This window comes from Bacillus sp. T-10(2022) (assembly GCF_056502895.1).
In genome coordinates, this window is record NZ_CP113518.1 from 2,278,546 (window position 1) to 2,302,775 (window position 24,230).

19 protein-coding genes are annotated in these 24,230 nt (G+C 38.7%); 17 read left to right on the plus strand and 2 right to left on the minus strand.

What is annotated here, in order from left to right; translation table 11 throughout:
- Positions 1–21 precede the first annotated feature (21 nt).
- From OSJ91_RS11205 to OSJ91_RS11220, 4 genes are all read left to right on the plus strand, one after another.
- Positions 22–249: a sulfurtransferase TusA family protein gene (locus tag OSJ91_RS11205; RefSeq protein WP_350302283.1), complete on the plus strand. Its 228-nt coding sequence runs from the start codon at positions 22–24 to the stop codon at positions 247–249.
- 51 nt (positions 250–300) lie between these two features.
- Complete coding sequence (locus tag OSJ91_RS11210; protein ID WP_485891575.1) at positions 301–1,080, plus strand: sulfite exporter TauE/SafE family protein; 780 nt, start codon at positions 301–303, stop codon at positions 1,078–1,080.
- A 285-nt stretch (positions 1,081–1,365) separates the two neighbouring features.
- A complete protein-coding gene (locus OSJ91_RS11215) occupies positions 1,366–3,102 on the plus strand; it encodes an Ig-like domain-containing protein (protein ID WP_485891576.1) in 1,737 nt (578 codons plus the stop codon).
- Positions 3,103–3,446: 344 nt separating this feature from the next.
- Positions 3,447–4,331: a hypothetical protein gene (locus tag OSJ91_RS11220; RefSeq protein ID WP_485891577.1), complete on the plus strand. Its 885-nt coding sequence runs from the start codon at positions 3,447–3,449 to the stop codon at positions 4,329–4,331.
- Positions 4,332–4,432: 101 nt separating this feature from the next.
- Here the strand turns inward: OSJ91_RS11220 and OSJ91_RS11225 are convergent, their stop codons facing one another.
- Positions 4,433–4,636, minus strand: coding sequence for a hypothetical protein (locus OSJ91_RS11225; protein WP_350302287.1), 204 nt, complete (start codon positions 4,634–4,636; stop codon positions 4,433–4,435).
- A 495-nt stretch (positions 4,637–5,131) separates the two neighbouring features.
- Here OSJ91_RS11225 and OSJ91_RS11230 point away from each other — a divergent pair, with 495 nt between their 5' ends.
- The 4 genes from OSJ91_RS11230 (at position 5,132) to OSJ91_RS11245 (ending at position 9,308) form a co-directional block, all read left to right on the plus strand.
- Positions 5,132–6,577 (plus strand): alkaline phosphatase PhoX, encoded by a 1,446-nt coding sequence (locus OSJ91_RS11230; protein ID WP_485891578.1) that lies wholly within the window; start codon positions 5,132–5,134, stop codon positions 6,575–6,577.
- A 58-nt stretch (positions 6,578–6,635) separates the two neighbouring features.
- Entirely contained in the window at positions 6,636–6,863 is a 228-nt protein-coding gene (tatA, locus tag OSJ91_RS11235) for a twin-arginine translocase TatA/TatE family subunit (RefSeq protein WP_350302289.1), read from the plus strand.
- A 47-nt stretch (positions 6,864–6,910) separates the two neighbouring features.
- The gene (locus tag OSJ91_RS11240) at positions 6,911–7,924 is read left to right on the plus strand and encodes a bifunctional metallophosphatase/5'-nucleotidase (protein WP_485891579.1); all 1,014 of its coding nucleotides are present in this window, start codon (positions 6,911–6,913) and stop codon (positions 7,922–7,924) included.
- 1,156 nt (positions 7,925–9,080) lie between these two features.
- Complete coding sequence (locus tag OSJ91_RS11245) at positions 9,081–9,308, plus strand: hypothetical protein (RefSeq protein WP_485891580.1); 228 nt, start codon at positions 9,081–9,083, stop codon at positions 9,306–9,308.
- A gap of 124 nt (positions 9,309–9,432) precedes the next feature.
- On the opposite strand, the gene OSJ91_RS11250 is transcribed toward OSJ91_RS11245, so the two are convergent.
- On the minus strand, positions 9,433–10,191 hold the full coding sequence (locus OSJ91_RS11250) for a GTP cyclohydrolase II (protein ID WP_350302292.1): 759 nt from the start codon (positions 10,189–10,191) through the stop codon (positions 9,433–9,435).
- A 701-nt stretch (positions 10,192–10,892) separates the two neighbouring features.
- Here OSJ91_RS11250 and OSJ91_RS11255 point away from each other — a divergent pair.
- The 9 genes from OSJ91_RS11255 to OSJ91_RS11295 all read left to right on the plus strand — a co-directional run bounded on the left by OSJ91_RS11255 (position 10,893) and on the right by OSJ91_RS11295 (position 24,220).
- A complete protein-coding gene (locus OSJ91_RS11255) occupies positions 10,893–12,962 on the plus strand; it encodes a bifunctional aldolase/short-chain dehydrogenase (RefSeq protein WP_485891581.1) in 2,070 nt (689 codons plus the stop codon).
- 190 nt (positions 12,963–13,152) lie between these two features.
- Positions 13,153–14,406, plus strand: coding sequence for an L-rhamnose isomerase (rhaA, locus tag OSJ91_RS11260; protein ID WP_350302294.1), 1,254 nt, complete (start codon positions 13,153–13,155; stop codon positions 14,404–14,406).
- Positions 14,407–15,343: 937 nt separating this feature from the next.
- Complete coding sequence (locus OSJ91_RS11265; protein WP_350302295.1) at positions 15,344–16,381, plus strand: autoinducer 2 ABC transporter substrate-binding protein; 1,038 nt, start codon at positions 15,344–15,346, stop codon at positions 16,379–16,381.
- Entirely contained in the window at positions 16,371–18,242 is a 1,872-nt protein-coding gene (locus tag OSJ91_RS11270) for a cache domain-containing sensor histidine kinase (protein ID WP_413017073.1), read from the plus strand. Before OSJ91_RS11265 ends, OSJ91_RS11270 begins: the two co-directional genes overlap by 11 nt.
- Entirely contained in the window at positions 18,208–19,821 is a 1,614-nt protein-coding gene (locus tag OSJ91_RS11275; protein ID WP_485891582.1) for a response regulator, read from the plus strand. Before OSJ91_RS11270 ends, OSJ91_RS11275 begins: the two co-directional genes overlap by 35 nt.
- Before the next feature lie 190 nt (positions 19,822–20,011).
- Positions 20,012–20,701: a ribulose-phosphate 3-epimerase gene (gene rpe / locus OSJ91_RS11280; RefSeq protein WP_137017953.1), complete on the plus strand. Its 690-nt coding sequence runs from the start codon at positions 20,012–20,014 to the stop codon at positions 20,699–20,701.
- On the plus strand, positions 20,698–21,669 hold the full coding sequence (rbsK, locus tag OSJ91_RS11285) for a ribokinase (protein WP_485891583.1): 972 nt from the start codon (positions 20,698–20,700) through the stop codon (positions 21,667–21,669). Before rpe ends, rbsK begins: the two co-directional genes overlap by 4 nt.
- A 23-nt stretch (positions 21,670–21,692) precedes the next feature.
- Complete coding sequence (locus OSJ91_RS11290) at positions 21,693–23,240, plus strand: sugar ABC transporter ATP-binding protein (RefSeq protein WP_350302299.1); 1,548 nt, start codon at positions 21,693–21,695, stop codon at positions 23,238–23,240.
- On the plus strand, positions 23,237–24,220 hold the full coding sequence (locus tag OSJ91_RS11295) for an ABC transporter permease (RefSeq protein WP_063593123.1): 984 nt from the start codon (positions 23,237–23,239) through the stop codon (positions 24,218–24,220). The genes OSJ91_RS11290 and OSJ91_RS11295 overlap by 4 nt, the downstream gene beginning before the upstream one ends.
- Positions 24,221–24,230 lie beyond the last annotated feature (10 nt).

Consider the following 24,230-nt stretch of genomic DNA (forward strand, 5'->3'; position numbering starts at 1 on the left):
AAAAAATAGGAGGAATGAAATATGAATTCAGATAAAGTGTTAAATGCTAAGGGACTAGCTTGTCCAATGCCGATCGTTAAAACGAGAAAAGCAATGAATGATTTGCAAACCGGGGAAGTGCTGGAAATACATGTAACCGATAAAGGAGCTAAAGCCGACTTAGCCGCTTGGTCAAAATCCGGTGGCCATGAACTGGTGGAAACGGCAGAAGAAAATGATATACTGAAATTTTGGATTAGAAAAGGCTGATAAAGAGAAGGGAACCAATAGGGTTCCCTTCTTTTGAGGGAGGCACTGACAATGGATATCACCTTTATCATTACCATCTTTTTGATTGGTTTTATAGGTTCATACGTTTCAGGAATGCTCGGCATCGGCGGTTCGATAATAAATTATCCAATGCTGCTGTTTATTCCCCCAATCTTCGGTTTAGCGGCATTTAGTGCCCATGATGTGACAGGTATAAGTGCTGTACAAGTCTTATTCGCTTCCATCGGAGGTATATGGAGCTATCGTAAGAGCGGACATTTAAATAAAACACTCATTCTCTATATGGGGATCAGTGTGTTAATCGGAAGCGTGGTTGGAAGTTTTGGATCACAATCGATGTCGGAAAACGGAGTGAATATCGTCTATGGCATTTTGGCGTTGATAGCTGCTGTCATGATGTTCATTCCGAAGAAAGGGATAGATGACATTCCTTTGGATCAAGTTACCTTCAACAAATGGCTTGCGGCCATCCTTGCCTTAATCGTAGGTTTAGGTGCCGGGATAGTCGGTGCCGGAGGGGGCTTTCTATTAGTTCCGATCATGCTTATCGTTTTAAGAATACCAACCAGGGTAACGATTGCGTCTTCATTAGCTATCACATTCATTTCATCCATTGGTGCAACAGTAGGGAAAATCTCAACGGGACAAGTTGACTTCTATCCGGCATTGATCATGGTAGTTGCTAGTTTAATAGCATCTCCGCTTGGGGCGATGGCCGGTAAAAAAATGAATGTAAAAGTGCTGCAAGTCATACTGGCTTTATTGATTTTAGCGACCGCTGTGAAAACCTGGGTGGGGATCATGTCTTGAGGTACGAGTTGGCCCGACCTTGACAGGAAGGGGGGCGTGGGTCGAATCCAGTAGGAATCATCAATGTTCAAATACGTAAATCCTTAATACATAAGGGTTTGCGTTTTTTTGTTCTCTTATATCTGTTCTGTTTTAACTAGAAATCGAGTAATGCTACCTTGGCTGTGTCTGTCGTTTCAAGTCTTCATTCTATTATTTAAATAACATTGGATAATCTATTAATAAAAACTAATTATGGTAAAATGTAGATGGATTAATAACTAAGTAGAATTGGAGAATGGAATAATGAAATCAATCTTCTTAAAAGCAGGATTATTAACGTGTTTATTGCTCGGTTTGGTTTATGATGAAACCTCCGCCGCGTCAGAATGGTCCTCCAAATGCTCATCATTTGGTGTAATTAAGCAAAATGAAAATCCCTCTTTTCAGCATATTAACTGTTTACTGACGAATGCAGCTTTGGATGCAGAAATCCCTCCTGAAGTTGTAAAGGCTGTAGCTAGAAAAGAAAGTGATTTTTTGCAATTCAAAGAGAAGGACAAACCTAATATCTCTTCTGATGGCGGAATCGGTATCATGCAGGTTACAGATATACCAAAGGAGTATAAAGATGAAGATGAAGAGGAATTAGCATACAAAGAAAAATTAACATACGATATTACCTTCAATATCGAGGAGGGCGTCAAAATCCTTAGTAATAAGTTCGATTACGGACGACTTCCGAAAGTACAAGGTGCCGGAAGACAGGAAATAGAAAATTGGTATTTCCCTATAATGGCGTACAATGGAACAAAATCTATTAACGGTCCTGTATATCAGAGTAATGGATTGAAAAATACAAAAGCTTATCAAGAAATAGTTTTTTCCTATATTGAAAATGACAGTTTCTTAGGAGGTACTGAATTAGCGCAATTCCCTTTTAAGACAGAACACTTCTCATACGACGCTAACAATAATATAAATTTTTTAAAGGATACCTTTATACTAGCAGACCCTTTGCATACTTCTGTTTACCTTTTGAAAAAGGGTGACGATGTAGTTGTAACAGGAGGGAATGGGAGTTTAAGGGAACAACCAGCTACTTCCAAAGTCGTAAATAATCTAGCTCCCAAAAATGCCATATTGGAAATCACAGGAGAATTTACATATGACAAAGGATTAGGAAGTGTAAATCAATTTGTCTGGTTCCCTGTTAAAACGACAGATGGAAAGTCAACTGGTTTCATTTCCTCTGCTTATATTAAAAAGCTAGATTCCTCTTGGACACCACCTGTAGATACCGCGGCTCCTCCAGTACCAAGTGTGAATGAAGTAACGGATAAATCGACGAATGTCACAGGAAAAGCCGAAGCAGGGTCAACCCTTACGGTTAAAGCAGGGACGAAAGGAATAGGAACAGCGAAAGCAAGTACCATAGGCACATATACGGTTTCCATTCCAAAACAAAAAGCCGGAACAAAAATAACCGTAACAGCAACAGACGATGCTGGAAATGCAAGTGCGGCAAAAGAGATAACGGTTAAAGATGTTACAGCGCCGTCCACTCCAACTGTGAATGCCGTCTATGATAGTGCCACGGTTATTGCTGGTAAAGCTGAAACCAATGCAAAAGTATATGCGATGGTGGGAACCAAGAAAATCGGGGAAGCAACAGCGAAAAACAGTGCTTATTCCATGAAGATTGCTAAACAAAAAGCTGGTACATCGATTCTTATTTATGCGGTTGATGCAGCAGGAAATAAGAGCGCAAGTAAATCGGTTAAAGTAATCGATAAAACAGCTCCACCTGTCCCAACCGTTAATAAAATAACGAGCAAGACCGTAACCGTTACTGGTAAGAGTGAAAAGGGTGCATCCATTTATATCTACAATGGAAGCAAGAAAATCGGACAAGGTGTAGTAGATAGCCGAGGAAATTATAAAGTGAAAATCAAGGCACAAAAGAAGGGTTCTACTATAAAGGTATACGCTCAAGATAAATCAGGTAACAAGAGTAAAAGTAAAACAACGAAGGTAAGCTAATACTACTTAAACACAATATCAAAAGCGGTAGTGCTTTTCCAAGTATTACCGTTTCTTTTTTTGTATATTCCATTAAAAAATAATGTTGGTCCACTAGATTATTGGAACAGATTCAACGCTTAACACAAAAAGGAGCTGCTGCTTATAATTCTAATCATTCATCTGTAAGGATATATAAATTAGAACGACGTCTGTTCCTACATTTGGTAAACGATTACTTTTTTGAAATCTGTACTTCCCACTTTTTTTACCTTTCCATTTGTAAAAACAACTATTGATTAAAATGTTGTTACAAGAGATAATAAACCGTGCTAAAAGCGATACCAACAGGGGGAAAATGATTAATGAAGTTTTTAAAAGTTTTAATAATAGGTTTATTGTCTGTCATTCTTTTATCGGCATGTTCTGATAGTTCAAACGGAGATGTCAAAAAGGTAGAAGAACCCAAGAAGGAACAAAAAGAATTCTCAACTTTAGAAGATTTTTCTAAAATAGATTTTGAGAATCCTGATAAAGATGCATGGGCTAAAATTTATATGCCTAAAAAAGATTTCAAGACCATTTTAAAACAGATGGCTGGTCCTGATGATGAAGGAACTATCACTTATAAAAGCATTGAATTAAAAGACTCTAAAACGATAGAAATGAAAGTGAACAATTCAGACGGCGGAAGCTTTGAGAACAGCATGCAAGCAGCTATTATGGATGCCTACATACGAGAACTATATAAACACTCTGAACTCTACGATGATAAAAAAGAACCAACTATCCGTACCGTTGATTTGAGTAACACAGTGATTGCGGAAAACAAGAAGCCTATTGAATTCGATGAAGATTCCGAACAAAAACCTGAAGAGCTTGGAACCTTTAAACTGGGCGAAAAGGTAAATGTAGAAGGTCATATCATAACATTAACAAATGCACATTATACAAAGGAAAGAAACGAATTCGAAGAAACACAGCCCAAAGAAGTATTGGGATTTGATATTGAATACCAAAATGGTACAAAAGAAGAACAAGTAGTTAGCGCGGGAGATTTTGAAGTGTATGACAGCAAAGGTGAAAAGATGGAGGTATATGCTCTCGATACATTAACCGAGAGTGTTCAAGCTGGAAAGCATGTTAACGGACCTGCTGCTTTCGGAGTAACCGGTAATGCACCTTATGAAATCTTCTACACAGATTATACTACGGGTAGCAAAGCAAAATGGATAATGGAAGTGAAATAATCGATTTCATGTTCATTTTTTGAAGCAGAAATTGTAGGCAAAAAGGTACTCACAACGATGGTGGGTACCTTTTTTTGTTATGCCTTTTATGTTTCAACCTTCTATATAAAAATATCAATGCATTGTTCTACAGTTGTTGCAGAGGCTAACTGTTTAGATTTTGTAGCCAATACATCTGCCGGTTCTGTATCGAGAATAACACCAAATAAGTTTTCTATTTCATCCAAGCTTTTTTCTAAACGGGTAGAGATGATTGAAATCGCTATTTCTTTGACAAGTCTGTGTTCTGCCATGTTAATACTCACTTGAATCACCCCTTCTAATAAACTTAAATACCTATATTCGCCTATCCAAGTGTTAATTCCTTTTAAGAAAAGAATATGTCGAAAAATAAGCGACATCATTGACTTAATAATTGGCTATGTTAAAGTTATTGATTGTTTTTGAATAGTCCAGTAGTCAATTTTGGTAATCGGGTTAACTAGTTTGTCATAGTGTATCTCTTATATTTACAATCTATTAATAAGCTTTAATATTCTGCATCGGTCTTCTTATGACAAAATCCTTAGTTTTTTCTCCATTTTTGACTCACTCCATAAATTTCCACCCTTTACATGTTATAAATGTCGTTATAACCTCCTTTGATCTCGTATAAACCGTGACTTTTGGTTTATCTTTCATGTGAAGGAATAAAATCACATGGGTTTAACAGAGCATTTAAAATGGTCTGTTAATTTTAAGTGTAGAGTTTGCTATAAGGAATATAGCATCCCTCAAAAAGATTTTTGGAGGTAATGTTGATGAAATCTAGCAATAGCGGTTTAAACAGACGTAATTTCTTAAAAGTTGGCGGAATGAGTACTTTAGCATTAACACTTGGTTCAACTGGGGTATTTTCTCTTGCGGGAGCTACAAAAGGATTTGCAGCGGAATCCAGCAAACCAACAAGCGGATTTGGTGGCTATGGCCCACTAGTAAAGGATCCGAATGGAGTGCTAGATCTGCCAAGGGGATTTCATTACAAAATGCTTTCACGAACTGGTGATATCATGCCTAATGGTGACCTTGTCCCTTCTGCTCACGATGGAATGGCTGCCTATAAAGGAGAGAAGGGTACAACCATTCTTGTAAGAAACCATGAAAATGGGACAAATTCAGATTACCCTGTAAACGGAAAAAAACCTTGGAGTGCTGGTGCTGCCGGCGGCACAACCACATTAATCGTTGGACAAAATAACAATGTCATTGATCAGTATGTATCAAGTTCAGGTACAATCCGTAATTGTGCGGGTGGAGCTACGACTTGGGGCACTTGGTTAACAATGGAAGAAACTCGTGATATGGGACATGGCTTTGTATTTGAAGTAAATCCGCTTGATCCTGAAAACGAAATGTCAAGAACACCGATCCGTGATATGGGTTATTTCTCCCATGAAGCTGGGCATGTTGACCCTTCAACAGGAATTTGGTATTTAACCGAAGACGCAAGTCCAAGCTTCTTGTACCGTTTTACACCACATGACCGAAGTCAAAAGCTAGGTTCTCTGCAAAAGGGCGGTATCCTTGAAGCGGCAGCGATTGATGAATTGCCGGCTGCAGCTGCAAGTCAATTTAATACTAGACAAAAATTCGGGATCGTTTGGAAAAAATTAAATCCTGAAATCGCACAGCAGGATGCTAAGGATAAAGGCTGTATTCAGTTTAGCCGCTTAGAAGGGGCTTATTTTTCTGAAGGTACTTTATGGTTTGATGATACAAGTGCAGGTTCAGCACGACTTGGCCGTGTTTATCGCTACACGCCAGCGACAAACACCTTAGAACTATTCTATGAGTCTACTGATAAAAATGATTTAGAAGCACCGGATAATATTACAATCACTCCTTGGGGAGATCTTTGGATTGCCGAAGATGGAGGCGGTAATGATCGAATTGTCGGATTAACTCCTGAAGGAAATATTTATACTTTCGCTGAAAATATGATGAACGGTTCTGAATTTGCTGGCCCTACATTTTCTCCAGATGGAAATACTTTCTTTGTAAATATGCAAACACCAGGTATCACCTTTGCGATTTGGGGACCATTTGCACGCAGAAATTCTACCCGTAGACGAGCTATGAACCAGGCTATGCCGCCAGCAAGTCTTGCTCCTGTTGTTTCGGATAGACTTACTGCATTCGCAGAAGAACAAGGCATGTCTTTATTAGAAGCAGCAGCTTTAGAGCGTCATGGTATGCCAATTTTATAAGTAATGATCGCATTTTTTTGAGTACTAACAAACCATCATGGTATAGGAGGTGAGACCTTTGTTATCTAGTATCGGCATCCCTGGTCTAATTCTCATTCTAGTCATAGCGTTAATCATTTTTGGTCCTTCTAAATTACCGGAAATTGGAAGGGCTTTTGGAAACACTTTAAAAGAATTTAAAAAAGCGACTAATGATTTGATCAGCAATGAAAAAGAAGAAAAAACTAACTCTGAAGAAAAAAATAAACTAGTAGCTCTTGAGAAATCCGAAAAGACTGGAAACTAAATAACTTCTTTTATCATTTAATAGAGTAATTGCTTGGAGGAAATAGTATGAAAAAAACGGGAAAAATATTTTTGACTGGCTGCTTTTCGCTGGCGATGGCTGCCGCTTTTGTCGCAAAGCCCGTTACGGCAGATGCGGAGGAAAAGCTCAAGGAGGGAGAGAAGTTTAAACTCACCATTCTCCAGACGAATGACTTTCATGGTCATTTGGATGACATCGTCACGCTGGATGATGGAACCGTTCATCACAATTCTATTGCGAAGTACGCCACCATCATTGAAAATGTACGCAATGAAGAGGAGAATGTGCTTCTCGTCGATGGCGGGGATGTCTTCCTGCGCGGAGAGTTTCAAGCGGGTCAAGGAGAGTTGGAGACGTCTCTTTTGAAAGCTTTGGACTATGAAGCGATGGCTCTCGGAAACAACGACTTCCGCGTTTACCCTGCCGGGGAGGGCACACCGGACAGCCGTTATGAACAGTTAAAGGATTACCACCGCAACGTGAATTTCCCCATCCTTACTGGTAATGTCATTGACAGGGAAACAGGAAAGTACATACAGAATGTCAAACCTTGGAAGAATTTTACTTTCTCTGGCGTTAAAGTCGGCATGATCGGCCTTACTTCGATGAAGCCGGAAATTCGCGGTTGGGATGATGTTGCAGACCTCGATTTCATCGAACCGGTTGAAGCGTTGAATGCGTTGCTTCCTGAAGTGAGTGAAAAGTCAGACGTTAACATTGTCCTTTCGCATGCCGGAAACCCTGAAGACCATAAGCTGGCTCAGGTTCCCGGAGTCTCAGCGGTAATCGGCGCAGATACACACAAGGTCATCGAAACTCCCGAATACGAATTCAACGGAGAGGTGATGGTGCCAATTACTCAAGCCGGCGGAGAACAAGAACATTATTTGGGCCGCCTGAATTTGACTTTCGAAGTCGTTAACGCCAAAATGACTTTGGTCGAATCCGATGGATTTCTCTACGACGTCACAAATGTTCCGGCAGACCCGGAGATACAAGCGATTATAGACGATTATCGTGCAGATTTGAAAGCGCAATAATCAAGTCTTCATAATGCTATGAGGTATGGAAAAGCGAGATTAATCGCTTTGTCGTTTCTTTCTTAATTATGAAGTAAGTATGCAAGGGGTTGTCAGAAAGTCGGTGAAAACTAACTGACTGGCGGCCTTTTATTTTTGCTCATTTCCCGCCCTACGGACAATCATCCAGCTTAGTGTAGATTTTGTCTGTGTCGTTTAGCTTAATTCCACTACTTGTTATAAAAGGATCGTTAGGAAACAATGCATTTCATATGCCATTGAGATTGCGAAGAATTTCACTTGAATTACCATGAAAATAAACTTCTGTAACTGATAAAATGACAATAATAAGACGCATCCTATTCCATAAATCAACCAATAAAAATATAATCAATAGGCTTTTATTCATCTATATAAGTTCCTAAATAAAAGCGGTGAAAAATAATTTATTCCTATTCGATTTGTGTAGACGGTGTAGCCTTTTTTATTTGCTGAAAATGGTTTGAAAGAGTACTAATGAGTTCATTCACCAAATTTCATTAAATAGCTATAAATTGATTTTAAACAATTCTCGATATCCATAAACAACCAGGTATTTTTTAACCGCTGATGGTCATTATAAATAAAGAAGAAGGGGCTACTGATTACGTATGATTCACATCATATAGTAAATGAGGTGTCGGTTAAAGACGTTTAACTTAACTACTGGTAGCTTCATTAAAAAATCGATTCGAGCAAGGAGATGGTTCTCTTGCACGTAAAAGCAGAAAACTCATTCAATAATTGTCATTTATGCTTTGAAAGTTGAGGAAACTTTTAAGATATAGGGGATGGTTGCTTTGGATGGTAAACTCTAGTCAGATACCAGTATTTACTCTAAAGTAGATGAGGTGTTTATCGCAGAGAATGTATGCTGATTCGAAATGAAGCAAACCCCTTTTTCAGGCAGGGTGCAACTTTCCGTTGCATCCTGTTTTTATGTATTTTCTTGTTATCACTTGCGTGAGCTATTTTATTTTATCCCCCCTTTACTTGTATATTTTTTCATTTTACCGTAACCTGTGCTGTTATCACTAAAAGCACCCAATAAGGAAAAGCATATGGGTAACAAGATGATAAAAAAATAATACACTATTATCGGAGAAGACATAAATCAAACAAGAAGGATGGGATCCTGATGGTTGATGAAAATATACAAAAAAACAAACGGGAACAATGGAAAAAGCAAGTCATGAATAATCTGAAGAGGGAAGCTGTCAAAAATATCATAGCAGGAATGGGAGACCTAGCAAGATTAGATGCTAAAGTCAATAATACTTACACTGTATACATCAAGGATGGAAGAATGATAAAGCAAGCTACAAATGGGAAGTGTGTTGTCATTAATGGAAAAATCCAAGATTAACTGAAAAGGGTTAGTAAAAACCATTAAGGGTTCTTTTGGTAATTTAACTTCAGCTGCTCTTTCGGAAACACACTTATAAACCTATTCAGGGATATAACAAACCAATTTCATTTAAAACAATCAGTCATTCATCTTTAATATCATTTAAATGACCGGAACGTACCACTTTAGTTTTTAAATATTTTTCATTAAACTCGGAAATATCTCCCCATAACGGAACTCTGCCTGCAACGTTGGCACCAGAGTTTTGAAGGGCTTCTAATTTTCTCGGATTGTTGGTGATAAGGGTGACTGGATTAGAGCGCAGTTTTTTTAACACCCGAATGGCGTCATCATAGTTACGTGCATCATCCACAAATCCAAGCTCCAAATTCGCTTCCACCGTATCCAATCCTTTTTCTTGTAGAACATAAGCCATGGCTTTACTAAATAATCCGATGCCTCTTCCTTCGTGATTCGCTAAATAAAATAAAGCTCCGGATCCTTGAGTTGCAATCATTTTCATAGCCTGCTTTAATTGAAAGCCACAATCACAGCGTTTGCTGCCAAATATATCCCCAGTATGACAAATACTATGCATCCGGATAAGGGCATCGGAGGAGTTTTGAAAATCCCCATACAGTAACACACTTGATTGCTGCATTTCCGCTAAGTTGGAAGAGGCTAAAGTTTCAATGATCTTTTCTATATTATAAGTGCCGTCACCACAAAAATGACCCGCCATATACTCACATCGTAACCAGCAATACCACTGGAATATAATTGTTTCGCCCTCTAAGTTTATGGGTAATTTGATTGGGCCGACTAAATAAATGGATGTTTCATCACTTTTAATAACGTTAATTTTTTCTTCTAATATCAATGCCACTTTTTCATTAATCATATAAACTTCCTCCCGAATCTTCTAATACTACGATAACGTTTACTAGTTCATCTCATATTGTACCCAATCCACTCTTTTGTGAATCTTTTAAATAGAAACAAAAGCTCCAAATGTACTAAAACTAAAGACAACAACAAAAGGTTAACTCCATCTTTGGTGTGAAAACCCATGTCCATTTCTTATTTGAACAGTAACTCATATAACCTCAATAAAGCCACAGCACCGATTTTTCAAATGGAATTCGATAAAAAAAAACACTGTATCTCTTAATTTCAGTAAAAAGGATTGAGAGACATTATTGCATCGATGGTATTTGGGTTAGAAAGAAGTTTGTCTGCAGCTGCCTGTTTACCCGGGAAAATGATGTCTTTCCGTAGGAAATGTCCTGCGAAGTCTTTGGGAAGTTTTGCATCTGTCTTTTTCTAAGATGGAAGGGACATGGTGTTTACATTCATGGTCATTTGTTGTACTTACGTTTATTTTACAAACTTCATCTAAGGAAAATGGTGATTTTTTAGATGATATTACCTTGCAGAATGATTTGGATTGTTGAAAATGCGGATACATCCATTGTCTTTCACGCTCACCGATTTTCCTTGTTTTCATAAAATTGGTAACAATTAAAAAAACTTCTTCAAATGAAAACAAAAGTGTTATACAATAAAACAAACATAAATAAAGATAAACGGGGGTAAAACAAAATGATTAATAATTTATGGAATGATAAAGAAGCGTCAAAAGTAACATCCGGAGTAGAAGAACTGGTTTATCGGTCTAATTTAATCGGTACAGATCGAGCCGTCTGCAACTGGGGAGGCGGCAATACATCCATGAAAACAATGGAAAAAGATTTTCGTGGCCGGGAAATTGAAGTCATGTGGGTTAAAGGAAGCGGTTCCGACCTTGCGACAATGAAAGCGGGCAATTTCACAGGTTTGAATCTAGCGGATATTCACCCTTTAATCGAGCGTGATGAAATGCCTGATGCAGATATGGTTGAATATTTGTCACACTGCATGATCGACAGTAAGCATCCACGTATGTCGATTGAAACTTTACTTCATGCCTTCCTTCCCTTTAAACATGTTGACCATACACATCCAGATGCAATTATTAGTCTTTGCTGTGCAGACAATGGAAAAGAAGTCGCCAATGAAATTTTCGGTGATCGTTTTGTCTGGGTACCATATGAGCGCCCTGGCTTCACTTTGTCTAAAATGATTGCAAAAGGTGTGAAAAATAACCCGCAGGCCGAGCTTGTTTTAATGGAAAAGCACGGATTGGTAACTTGGGGTGAAACATCGAAAGAAGCCTATGAAAAAACCATTTCGATTATTACGGAAGCAGAAGAGTTTATTAAAAGCCGCCAGCATGAAGAAGATGCATTTGGTGGACAGGCATTTGACTCTTTACCTGAAGAAGAGCGCAAAAAGGTACTTGCTTCGATTATGCCGGTTATCCGCGGTGCTGTGGGCGAGGAGAAAAAAATGCTTTTAACCTTTGACGATGCAGATGATGTCCTGCAATTTTTGAATAGCAAAAATGCGGCAGTCTTATCACAAGTCGGTGCCGCTTGCCCGGATCACCTTGTACATACAAAAATGAAGCCGCTATACATTAACTGGGATCCTCAAAATGAACGAACAGAATCCTTGGTGGAAAAAGTTAAAACGGGTATTCAACAATATAAGGAAGAATATAAGCAATACTTCGAGCGCAATAAAAACGAAGGAGATGTGATGTTTGAGGCGGCACCACGAGTTATTTTGATACCAGGTGTCGGAATGGTCAACACAGGCAGAAACGTAGCCATGGCAAACGTGAGCGGAGCACTTTACCATCGAGCGATTGCGGTTATGAAAGGGGCAACAGCACTTGGCGAGTTCGTATCTCTCAGTGAAAATGAGTCATATAACGTTGAATACTGGCCACTTGAGCTGTATAAATTGTCTCTTTCGCCGGCAGAAGCGGAGTTCTCACGCAAAGTAGCCTTCATTACAGGCGGTGCGGGCGGTATTGGCAGCGCAACAGCACGGCGTTTAGTTTCTGAAGGTGCCCATGTAGTTCTAGCTGATTTAAATATTGAAGGTGCTGAAAAAGTTGCGGATGAAATCAATAAAGAATACGGGGAAATACGTGCTGCAGCTTTTAAAATGGATGTTACCAGTGAAGAGCAGGTACAGATTGCCTTTGAGAAATCAGCTCTTACATTTGGGGGAATTGATATTATCGTCAACAATGCCGGCCTTGCCACATCCAGTCCGTTTGATGAAACAACCTTAAAAGAATGGAACCTAAACATGAATGTACTGGGGACGGGCTATTTCCTTGTAGCACGTGAAGCTTTTAAGCAAATGAAACAACAGGGAACAGGAGGAAATATGGTATTTGTCGGATCGAAAAACTCTGTTTACGCTGGAAAAAATGCTTCTGCTTACAGTTCAGTCAAAGCCCTTGAAACACATTTAGCACGTTGCATTGCAGTGGAAGGCGGGGATTTCGGAATCCGTGTTAATTCTGTTTTGCCAGACGCCGTATTACAGGGATCTTCCATTTGGGGATCGGGTTGGCGTCAAGAACGTGCCGCTGCATACGGAATAGAGCCAGACCAGCTTGAAGATCATTACAAAAAACGTACGACATTGCTAGTAAATATATTCCCGGAAGACATTGCTGAGTCCATAGCGTTTTTCGCTTCATCAAAAGCAGACAAAACAACGGGTTGCATGGTCACTGTAGACGGCGGTGTACCTGGAGCTTTTAATCGCTGAATAGGTTTTGCCTGTTTTCTAGGATTTTGTTGCTTTAAGTGGAGGGTTTGTCAAAGGCGAAATCAATCTATCCAAAAATAATAGATTTAGTATGTACTGCCCATTGTGATAAGTGAAGAATATATGATTTGGAAAAGGTAGTAGGAATCATGGAGTGAACTATTCAATCCGTTAAAAAGGATGGGACGATATGACAATTAAAGAACAGTACGAAGCGGCGAAACAAGCGTATGCGAATTGGGGAATTGATGTGGATGCGGCACTCGAAACTCTGAAAAAAGTGCCTATTTCGATACATTGCTGGCAGGGTGATGATATTGGTGGATTTGAAGTGAACAAAAGTGAATTATCGGGCGGAATTGATGTGACGGGGAATTATCCAGGAAAAGCCACTACGCCGGAAGAGCTACGCATGGATCTTGAAAAAGCGTTATCGCTTATTCCGGGGAAACATCGTGTCAATTTGCATGCCATTTATGCGGAAACAAATGGAGAAGCAGTCGAACGCGATCAGCTTGAGCCAAAGCACTTCGAAAACTGGTTGAATTGGGCTAAAGAAAACGGTCTTGGTTTGGATTTTAACCCGACACTATTTTCCCATGAAAAAGCAGCAGACGGCTTGACACTTTCTCATCCAGATGAAGAAATACGTGAATTCTGGATAGATCATTGCATCGCCAGCCGAAAAATCGGAGAGTACTTTGGTCGTGAACTCGGCATGCCCTGCTTAACAAATATATGGATTCCAGACGGCTACAAAGATATTCCAAGCGACCGTTTGACCCCGAGAAAGAGATTAAAAGAATCCCTTGATCGAATTTTTACGGCAGAAGTGGATGAAACATGTAATTGGGATGCAGTGGAAAGTAAAGTATTCGGTATCGGGTCCGAGTCTTATGTCGTAGGATCGCATGAATTCTACCTTGGCTACGCACTGAAAAATAACAAAATTTGCTTAGTGGATACAGGTCATTATCATCCGACTGAAACAGTATCGAACAAAATTTCTTCGATGCTATTATACAGTGATAAACTGGCACTTCATGTTTCGCGCCCGGTTCGATGGGACAGTGACCACGTCGTAATTTTAGACGATGAGCTTCGTGAAATTGCGCTTGAAATTGTTCGCAATGATGCATTAAACCAGGTGATCATTGGTCTTGATTTCTTTGATGCCAGCATTAACCGTGTTGCTGCCTGGACGATTGGTACGCGTAATATGATTAAAGCCCTCTTATATGCCTTACTTGTACCGAACGATCATTTGAAAGAACTGCAAGAAAAAGGGGATTTTACTGAGCGACTGGCATTAATGGAGGAATTTAAAACCTATCCATTTGGTGCAATTTGGGATTATTATTGTGAGAAAATGAATGTACCGGTAAAGGAAAGTTGGCTGACGCAAGTGAAAGAATATGAACGTGATGTTTTAGCAAAACGTTAAATTAAGGTTATCCTGAATCGGCAAACCGATGTGTGACTAATTCCGCTGAATTAATATGGGTCTATCGATTCGTCCCGAATGATTGGTCTGGAAATTCCGAAGTATAACGAAGAGATGGAGAAAAAGTAAAAAAGTTTTTGTTTTAAATTAGAAAATTAATATAGTTAAAAGGAAAACTTATTAGAAAGGTAATTCCTTTATAAAATATACCTATAACGATCTATGACACAGGTCTTTCTATGGGTATATTTTATTTTTTGATTGCACGTTAATGAATAGACATGAAAGCTAGTCAATTTGTACTCGAAATGTTAAATCAGGAATGAGAGTATCGTACACCATATTGAATTAATCTGTTGAAAATTAGACTGATGACTGAAGAAGAATCGTTAATGTAATGACGTAGACTGCTTTGTAATTTTCCAATACAACTAAAAATGAAACACTATGAGCAAGTGAAACTATATAAAAATATTATTTGAATTTTAAAAATGTTTGTAAAATTTGAATTGACAAACCTTTCAAAAACAGTAAAAATCAATAATAAAAAGAAAAAAATGATGGGGTTCAATTGTACAATAGAGGTATTTTTAATACATATAAAAGAGAATGAGAAAGGCCTTCACTCTTGATGCTAAAATACGATTTTTCCAGTTTCCATTGCGCTTTTCGTGTAATTTAGTAGATGAACAAAACAGAGAAGGTCATGGCTGGACAATAAATTGTAGGGAAACCTGAAAGTATATAAAGGTTTCCTATTTTAGTAAAGAAAGTAAGGTTTTACTCCCGGAAAGATCTATCATTTATGAAACCGTTTTCTTAGAAAGAAGCAGCGGTGAATGTAACCGGATGATAAAAGCATTTCTTAAGTCATTCCTTCTTACAATTTCCATGATACGTGCTAATGTTTAGAATTTAAGAAAGAAGGTAGCTAATCATGTTAAGGATGCCCATCTCTTTTATTTTGTTTTTATTTATACTAAGCGGCTGTGATCATTCTTCAGAATACGAGATTATTTACAATGATGAAGAAAGTATCGACGTCACTACAAAACCTGTCGAGGATAAAAAAGATACATATACGATAGCTGTTATACCTAAAATTGACGGAATTCCTTATTTTAAAGCGGTAGAGGAGGGGGCGTTGGAGGCGGGAAAAGACTTAGGTGTGAAGGTCATATATACAGGCCCACCTACCCCCAGCTCTGAAAAGCAGGAAGAGATTATAACAAAATTAATTGAAAAAAAAGTGGACGTAATTGCGGTATCTGCAAATGATCCATATAAATTAGGTAGGGTGCTGCAAAAAGCAAAGCGTAAAGGAATCAAGGTGATCACCTGGGATTCTGATACTAATGCATCATACAGAAGCTTTTTTGTGAACATGATAGATCCTGAGATAATCGGCAGGCATGTAATGGATACTCTCGCTATTGAAATGGAAGAAAAAGGGGAGTTTGCGATTATGACGGGATCTCCTACCGCTGCCAATCTTAATACATGGATTGATTGGATTCAAATCCAACAAAAAGAATATTATCCAACTATGAAACTAGTTGAAGTGGAATATACAAACGAAGATATTCATAAAGCGTATAAGGTAACACAAAATTTATTTAAAAAATACCCGGACCTAAAAGGAATTATTGGTATTTCAACGGTTAACCCTCCTGCTGCGGCTCAGGCTGTGAAAGATGCAGGTAAAATCGGCAAGATTGCCGTAGTCGGTACATCGACTCCTAATTTAATGAATGAGTATTTACAGGAGGGTGCTGCCCAGACCATTACGTTATGGAGTCCACAAAAGTTGGGTTACTTGACTGTTAGCCTAGCAAAAAACTTATTGATTGATGAATTTCCTTATGATGGACAGAACATTAAGAACATAGGTAGGATTAAATTCAACGGTGATATCGTCATTATGGGAGAGCCCATCGATTTTACAAAGGGAAATGTGAACCAGTATGATTTTTAAAGGGAAAAAGCCGATCCAGATAAAAAACTTGCGTTTAACTACAAAACTAGTTACAACCTATACATTATTAACGGTTCTACCTATGGCCTTACTTGGGTTCATTGCATACTGGCAATACACAAAATCAATAGAAGAAGAAGTGGGCGAATATATTCCCCGTCTTGTCAAACAGGTTAATGGCAACATTGAAAATGACATTCAAAAACTAGAGACCTTACCTGATTTAATTTATAATTCCGGTGATGTCATGGCTATTTTAAGAGACAGTCAATCAAAAAAAAAATCGGTTTTGCTACACGATGAATATATCATGAAGAGTTATTTGACAAGGACCTATTTAAATAACAATTCATCTCATATTTTGGGGGCGTTTCTTATTTCCAAGAATCGTACATTTGCAAGTACAAGTCTCCATTATGACAGTTTTGGTTTTGAAGATGGTTCCTTGCCATATGCAGATGACCTAGGATTGCTAGGCGAGATGCAGTTGCTCCTTCCTAATCAGACTAATTTAACGTTTGAAGGGGATCCCTCCTATTTTATGCTAGTCAAACCAATTACTGATTTCGATAATAGAAAAAATTTAGGAACGCTCTATATAGCCATCGATGTAGCGTTTTTTGAACAATCACTTCAGGATTTGCAAAAGGAAGAGAATGTTACGATGTGGATCATGAATAAGCGGGGGAAGATAATTTATCATAAGGATCATTCAAAAATTGGTTCTGTGGAAAAAGGAATACATGATTACCCATTACTGAATGGTAGTTTTCGTACAGAAATCGATGGAAAACGGAATTTAATCAGTATAAGTGAATCAAATGAGCTGCCATGGGTGCTCGTTCACAGCATGCCAATCAAAAATATGACGGAAAAAACGGATGTTATCCGAAATGTGACAATTTTCGTTTTTATCCTGTTCACACTCATTACTACATTGATCTCTATCTTTTTTGCCTGGACCGTTACACGTCCACTAAACGAATTAGGAGATATCATGAAGCGAGTGGAAAAAGGTGATTTATTAGTAGAAATACCCATACATTCCAAGGATGAAGTCGGGATGCTCGCGAACAGTTTTCGATCTATGCTTGCAGAGATAAGAGAGCTGATTCAAAAAAACTACCACATTGAACTACGAAAAAAAACAGCTGAATTATACGCCCTTCAATCTCAAATAAATCCTCACTTTATGTATAATACGCTGGAAACCATAGGCATGGCTGTGGAAGAAGGAGATAGCGATGAAGTCGTGAAGATGGTGACATTGCTTGGTAGAATGATGCGCTTTTCAATCAGTAATAAAGAAAGCTTGGTTCCTATAAACAGTGAGGTTCAGCACATTGAAGATTATTTAAGCATCCAACAATTCCGTTTTGAAGATCGTTTGCATTTTATGATAGAAAAAGGAGCAGATGTGGTTAATTATTATATACCCAAGTTTGTTTTACAGCCAATCGTTGAAAATTCCATTAAATATGGATTGGAAAAAAGAAAGGAAATAGACATTCAAATACATATTTCTGATGAGGAAACTCAGACAGGTGAGGAAGATCTTTTGCTGATAGTCAGTGATGACGGACCAGGGATAACAGAAAGCGAATTAATTGAATTAAATGAAAAGTTACGTTTAGATCCAATGATGAAACGGGACTCTGGCTTTGGGATTATCAATGTAAATGCAAGAATTGGCATGATGTTCGGGGAACAATATAATCTTCAAATTAATAGCGAATACGGAAAGGGAACGAGTGTGGTTATACGACTTCCCAAAATAAATGCCCAACAAGTAAGCATGTATGTTCAAGGAGAGGAGAAGAACAGAGATGATACAAAGGGTCAGGACGGTCATTGTAGATGATGAACCAAGGATAAGAAGAGGCATAGAAAGACTAGTACAATCTTGTGGGGAAGAGTGGCAGGTTGTAGGTGTTTACTCCGATGGCCAAGAGGCCTACGATGCAATTATCAATCAAGTAGAAGAAGTTGATGTATTAATAACAGATGTACAAATGCCTGTCATGGACGGGTTAACGTTAATTCAACAGTTGAAAAAAACTAAACCAACGCTATTTCCATTCATTATAAGCGGGTATGATGATTTTCTTTATGTACAGACTGCCCTAAGGGAAGGCGCTGTCGATTATATATTGAAACCGATTGATCGAGAAAAGTTTAAATTGCAGTTGAAGACTGTGCAGGAAAAAGTAATTGAGGCGCGAAAGGAAAGGGAAAAGATAGGAGAAATAGAAGAAAGAGCCTTGATATTAACCCATGAAAAGCAGCTTCAATTGCTGATGGAAATAACGTTGAAAGATGCAATGGACTTATCATTACTTGAATGGACGCGGCAATTTCCAGAAGGAACCTATTCCCTGATCCATATTGGAATCGATCATACATTTGCCAAAACCCAAAGTTTTTCACCAGAAGATTGGGGGAGATGGAATGATGTAATAAAAAAACTTATAAAAGACTTACTAGATGATCATTCAACGCATTGGATGTGGAAAGATAGTCTACATGCCAGTTGGGTATTGATTAAGGATACTACCCCTTCAGCTTTGGAGCAATTGTGTATAACATTAAAAACAACTGTCCAACGGCAAACCCCTTTTACGGTTTCCATTGCCCTTGGGAATGAGTTTAATGACCTTACCCTTTTAGTAAATATTAAAGATGAATTACGATCTACCTTGCAATATCGAATGATACAAGGAGGCAATAAAATTTTCAGATCTGAAATGCTTAAACATGTGTCATATAATAAAGTGATTGAAGTGCCGCCATCCATCTATAAATGGGCAGAAGAGACAGTGGAGGCGATGGAGCATGGGGAAGAAGCTGCCATTCGTTCTCTCATGCAATTTTTTAACGAATTGAAAGATGTCACGTCCCCTTTTGTAATACAAGAATCGGTTCGCTATTTGTCTATTAGAATTATTAATAAATGGATTAAAAGTGATGGTTTTAAAGAGCTTCCGCTTTTACTTGAGGAAGCATTTAGCATTGCCGAGGATTCTTCTCATTTTAATCATTTAAAAAAGAAGACGGAGCGCTGGGTCATGAATATGTTAAAAAAGCAAGCAGCATTTCAAAATGACCAAACAGATCCCATACGCCAGGCAAAAGAATGGATTCTAAATCATATAGGCGATAACATCACAATAAAAAAAATCGCCAATCATGTCCATTTAAATTCAACCTATTTTTGTGAGTATTTTAAAAATCAGACAGGTGAAACCGTGCTTGACTATGTAACCAATGAACGGTTAAAAGTCGCGAAGGAATTATTAAGTCATACAGATTTAAAGATTTACGATATTGCTTCAAAAGTAGGCTATCAAGATACCAAATATTTTAGTCGGCTGTTTAAGCAATGGACAGGACAACTGCCGTCTCAATATCGAGATACTCATGAGTTTTTTGTGAAAAAGTAGAAGCTTCCATTCCGGAGCTTTTTTTTATGTCTACATTGAAAATGTCCCGAAGAAAATCCCCCCTACCCGAATTTTATCACCTACCAGCTTATGCCAATTCCCTTTATAGTGAAAGTATCAACAAAGAAAGCGCTTCCTTTATAAAAAAACGCTTTCTTAATAAAAGATGAAATGGAACGGGAGTGTTTATATGACCTTAATTGGACCCTCACTTATGTGTGCAGATATGGGGAATTTACAAGAATCAGTAATGAGATTAGACCGTGCAGGTGTTGATTTCTTTCATCTAGATATAATGGATGGATCGTTTGTTCCTAATTTTACGATGGGCCCGGATCTAATTAAAAGCATTAGGCAATTCTCGGATAAACCATTTGATGTTCACTTAATGGTTGAAAGACCGGAAGACCATTTAGATCTTTTCATTCAGTCGGGGGCAGATATGATTTCCATTCATGCAGAGGCAACTGCCCATTTACAGAGATCACTTCAAAAGCTGAAGAATGATGGGATTAAGGCAGGGGTAGCCTTAAATCCATCAACCCCCATCACAGAGCTTGAACATGTATTGGATGTAGTCGATTATGTAACGGTGATGACGGTGAATCCTGGTTTTGCCGGGCAGTCCTTTGTACCGCTTATGTATAAGAAAATAAAAAAGATAAAAGAATTAATTCAATCGGAAGGCTACCAAATTGATATTCAGGTAGATGGAAACATTGGGTTCGAAACCATTCCGGGTGTATTGAAAAATGGAGCCGACATGTTGGTTTGCGGTACGTCCTGTTTATTTAAAAACGATGTATTACTGGAAGATGCCGTTGGCCAACTCCGGGCATTCTTAGAGCAAATGAAAATGAAAAACGAGGGTTGTGCATGAAAGGGATTGTAGTGGTAGGGAGTATTAATATGGATATTGTCGCAGTCACTAATCAGTATCCAGCCCATGGTGAAACAATCTTCGGAGAAAATATGAAGCTATTAAGTGGTGGAAAAGGCGCAAATCAAGCAACGACGTGCGCAAAACTCGGAAAACCAGTAAAGCTAATCGGTGCGGTTGGCGAGGACGCATTCGGGCATGAAATAGAACGTTCTCTTCTTCAAAATAACGTGAATATATCCTCCTTGAAACATGTTGCAGAACATCCAACTGGATGCGCAGTCATTACAGTAGATGCTACAGCAGAAAACACCATGCTTGTCATTAAAGGGGCCAATGAACATTTGACAAGAAGTGATATTGACATTGGTTTTTCTACCATCAGTGATGACTATGCTGTTTTACTTGTACAGATGGAAATTCCTGATGAGGCTGTTCTACAAGCCATGAAAAGGGCTAAAGAAAAAAATATGTTTATTATCTTGGACCCTGCTCCGGCAGAAGGGGTAACGACTGAAGCACTGACCTATGCTAATTTGATTACGCCGAATTGGCAGGAAACAAAAGTGTTGACTGGAATCGAAGTCAACTCGAAGGAAAGTGCATGCAAAGCGGGTGTTTTCTTTAAGAATCATTTTGGCGTGGAGAATAGCATTATTAAGTTGGGCCATAAAGGAGCATTGGTTTATCAAAACGGTGAAACAAACTTTATCGAGCCCATTGCTGTAAAAGCTGTTGATACAGTGGGGGCAGGAGACTCGTTCGCAGGCGCCCTTGCCTGTGCCATTGCAGATGGGGAGACGATCGAATCAGCAGCCGAGTTTGCTTCAATTGTAGCGGCGATGAAGGTAACGAAAATGGGGGCCCAAGATGGTGTGCCGAGGCTAGCAGAAGTGGAACATTTTTGTGAAACCAATAACATTAATTACTATGGAAAAAAACAAAAGTTGAATCAAATTTATGACTGATTAAGGTTGGAAAGGAGAGAAACATGTCTGATTTCTTATTGCAAATGACGAATGTCAGTAAAACCTTCCCAGGTGTAAAAGCACTGGATAGCGTTCAGCTTGAAGTGAAAAAAGGAGAAGTTCATGCGTTAATAGGTGAGAATGGTGCCGGGAAATCAACGCTCATTAAAATATTAGCTGGCATTTATCGACCGGACCCAGGCGCCAAGTTTTACTTTGAAGGAAAAGAAGCCGAAATTCAAAAACCGATTGATGCTACGCTAAAAGGTATTTCAATCATTTATCAGGATTTAAGTTTATTTTCAAACCTATCTGTAGCTGAAAATATCAATATTGGCCGGGATAGTGATAAAAAACCATGGAAAAAGATTAGATGGAAGGAGATGGAGGATACGGCAAAACGGGCACTTAAAGAACTGGAATTTGAGATTGATGTTCATACACCCGTTGAAAAATTAAGCATTGCTCAACAGCAGCTGATTGAAATCGCCAGAGCCCTCGCTTTTGATTCCAAGTTGATTGTAATGGACGAACCGACTTCATCCCTATCCGCAGGGGAAGTTGAAAAGCTTTATAAAGTTATACAAAAGTTAAAGGATCGCGGAATTTCCATAATCTTTGTCAGCCACAAGTTAAAAGAGTTATTTACTGTTTCCGATCGATTTACAATATTGCGCGATGGGAAATATGTAGGCACTTACGAAACTGAAGAACTTGATGAAGATAAATTAATCACACTAATGGTGGGACGTCAGATTTTATATAAAAAGAATATGGTAAAAGGAAAAACGGGAAAAACTCTTTTGGAACTGAATGGTTTATCAAAAGAAGGTAACTTTAAAGATATTTCCTTTGAATTGAAAGCTGGAGAAGTCCTTGGGATTACAGGACTTGTCGGATCAGGAAGAACAGAGCTTGCACAGGCGATATTCGGGGTCAACAGGCCTTACGATGGAAGTATGAAAATAAATGGGGTTTCTACTAAAATCAAGTCTTCTGAACATGCTGTAAAGCAAGGGATTGCATATATTCCAGAAAGCAGAAAAACGCAAGGACTCATCCTTCGCCAGTCCATAATCAACAATATTTCATTACCTGTTTTGAAACAATTGAGAAATAAATTCAAATTGATCAAACGAAAGGAAGAAGTTAAGCTGGCTGATCATTATATGAAAACGCTAGATGTTAGACCGGCTTTGCCTAAAAGGGCAGCTGGTGACCTGTCAGGCGGAAATCAACAGAAAGTCGTGATCGGCAAGTGGCTTTCTACTAAACCACAAATCCTAATTATTGACGAACCGACGAATGGGATTGATATTGGGGCTAAGTCAGAGATTCATAAGTTAATGAGGGAACTGGCTGCTGAAGGAATGGGCATTATTGTGATTTCTTCAGAGCTTCCAGAAGTACTTGCTGTCAGTGATCGAATTTTGGTCATGAGACACGGAAGAATAGCCGGAGAACTTGGTATAGAAGAAGCCACACAGGAAAATATCATGAATTATGCTCTGCTTGGTTCTCAATCTCCTTCCAAAAAAGGGCTTCCGCTAAAAGAGGAGGTACGTGCATGAACGCCATTTTGAAGTCGAAGGAAATCAGCATCGGAATGATTGTTTTGCTTCTATGTATTACATTGACATTCTTAAGCCCGTATTTTTTAACTGTAGACAATTTGCTGGATGTACTAAAAGGGAATGCTGTACTTGGAATTCTGGCGGTGGGTATGACACTTGTAATCATCACTGGCGGGATTGACGTATCGGTCGCCGCTGTTACAAGCGCTGTCTGTGTTATCGTTGGAAAAGTAATGATGCTCATGCCTGACCATCCCATCTCTATACTATTACTCTTTTTGATTGGGCCATTTCTTGGGGTTTGTTTAGGTGCACTGAATGGACTGCTTGTTGCAAAGGTTCAAATTCCAGCTATTGTCGTGACACTTGGAATGATGAGTATCATTAATGGGCTCGTGTTGTACATTACGAATGGTCAGTATTTGAACAGCAGCAGTTTTCCAACCGTATTCATCAAGTTTGCTAGTTTTGAGGTGTTCGGTATATCTATCATCATTCTAATTTTTATCGCCGTAGCTCTGTTTACTTGGTATATTTTGAAATACACATTAATCGGTCGCGAAGTATTGGCGATTGGCGGTAATAAAGATTCAGCCATTCGGGTTGGGATAAATTTTGACAAAGTTCAAATATTTGTTTTCTCCTATATGGGGTTTCTTGCAGGAATAGCAGCCATTGCTCAAACAGCATATACAAAGGCTGTTGATCCTAATGGAATGCTTGGTCTGGAGCTGATGGTCATAGCAGCCGTTGTTTTGGGCGGTGCGAACATCATGGGGGGGCGCGGTACCATTTTGGGAACGGTTTTGGGCGTTCTTCTGCTAGGCATTGTACAAAATGGTCTTATCTTGGCAAAAATTGATACCTTCTGGCAAAAAGTATTCACTGGATTGATTATATTACTGGCTGTATCATACGACCACATTCAATATAAGCGCTCAAAAGATAAGTTAGCAAAAATTGAAGTGGAAGCGTAAGAAAGAGGTG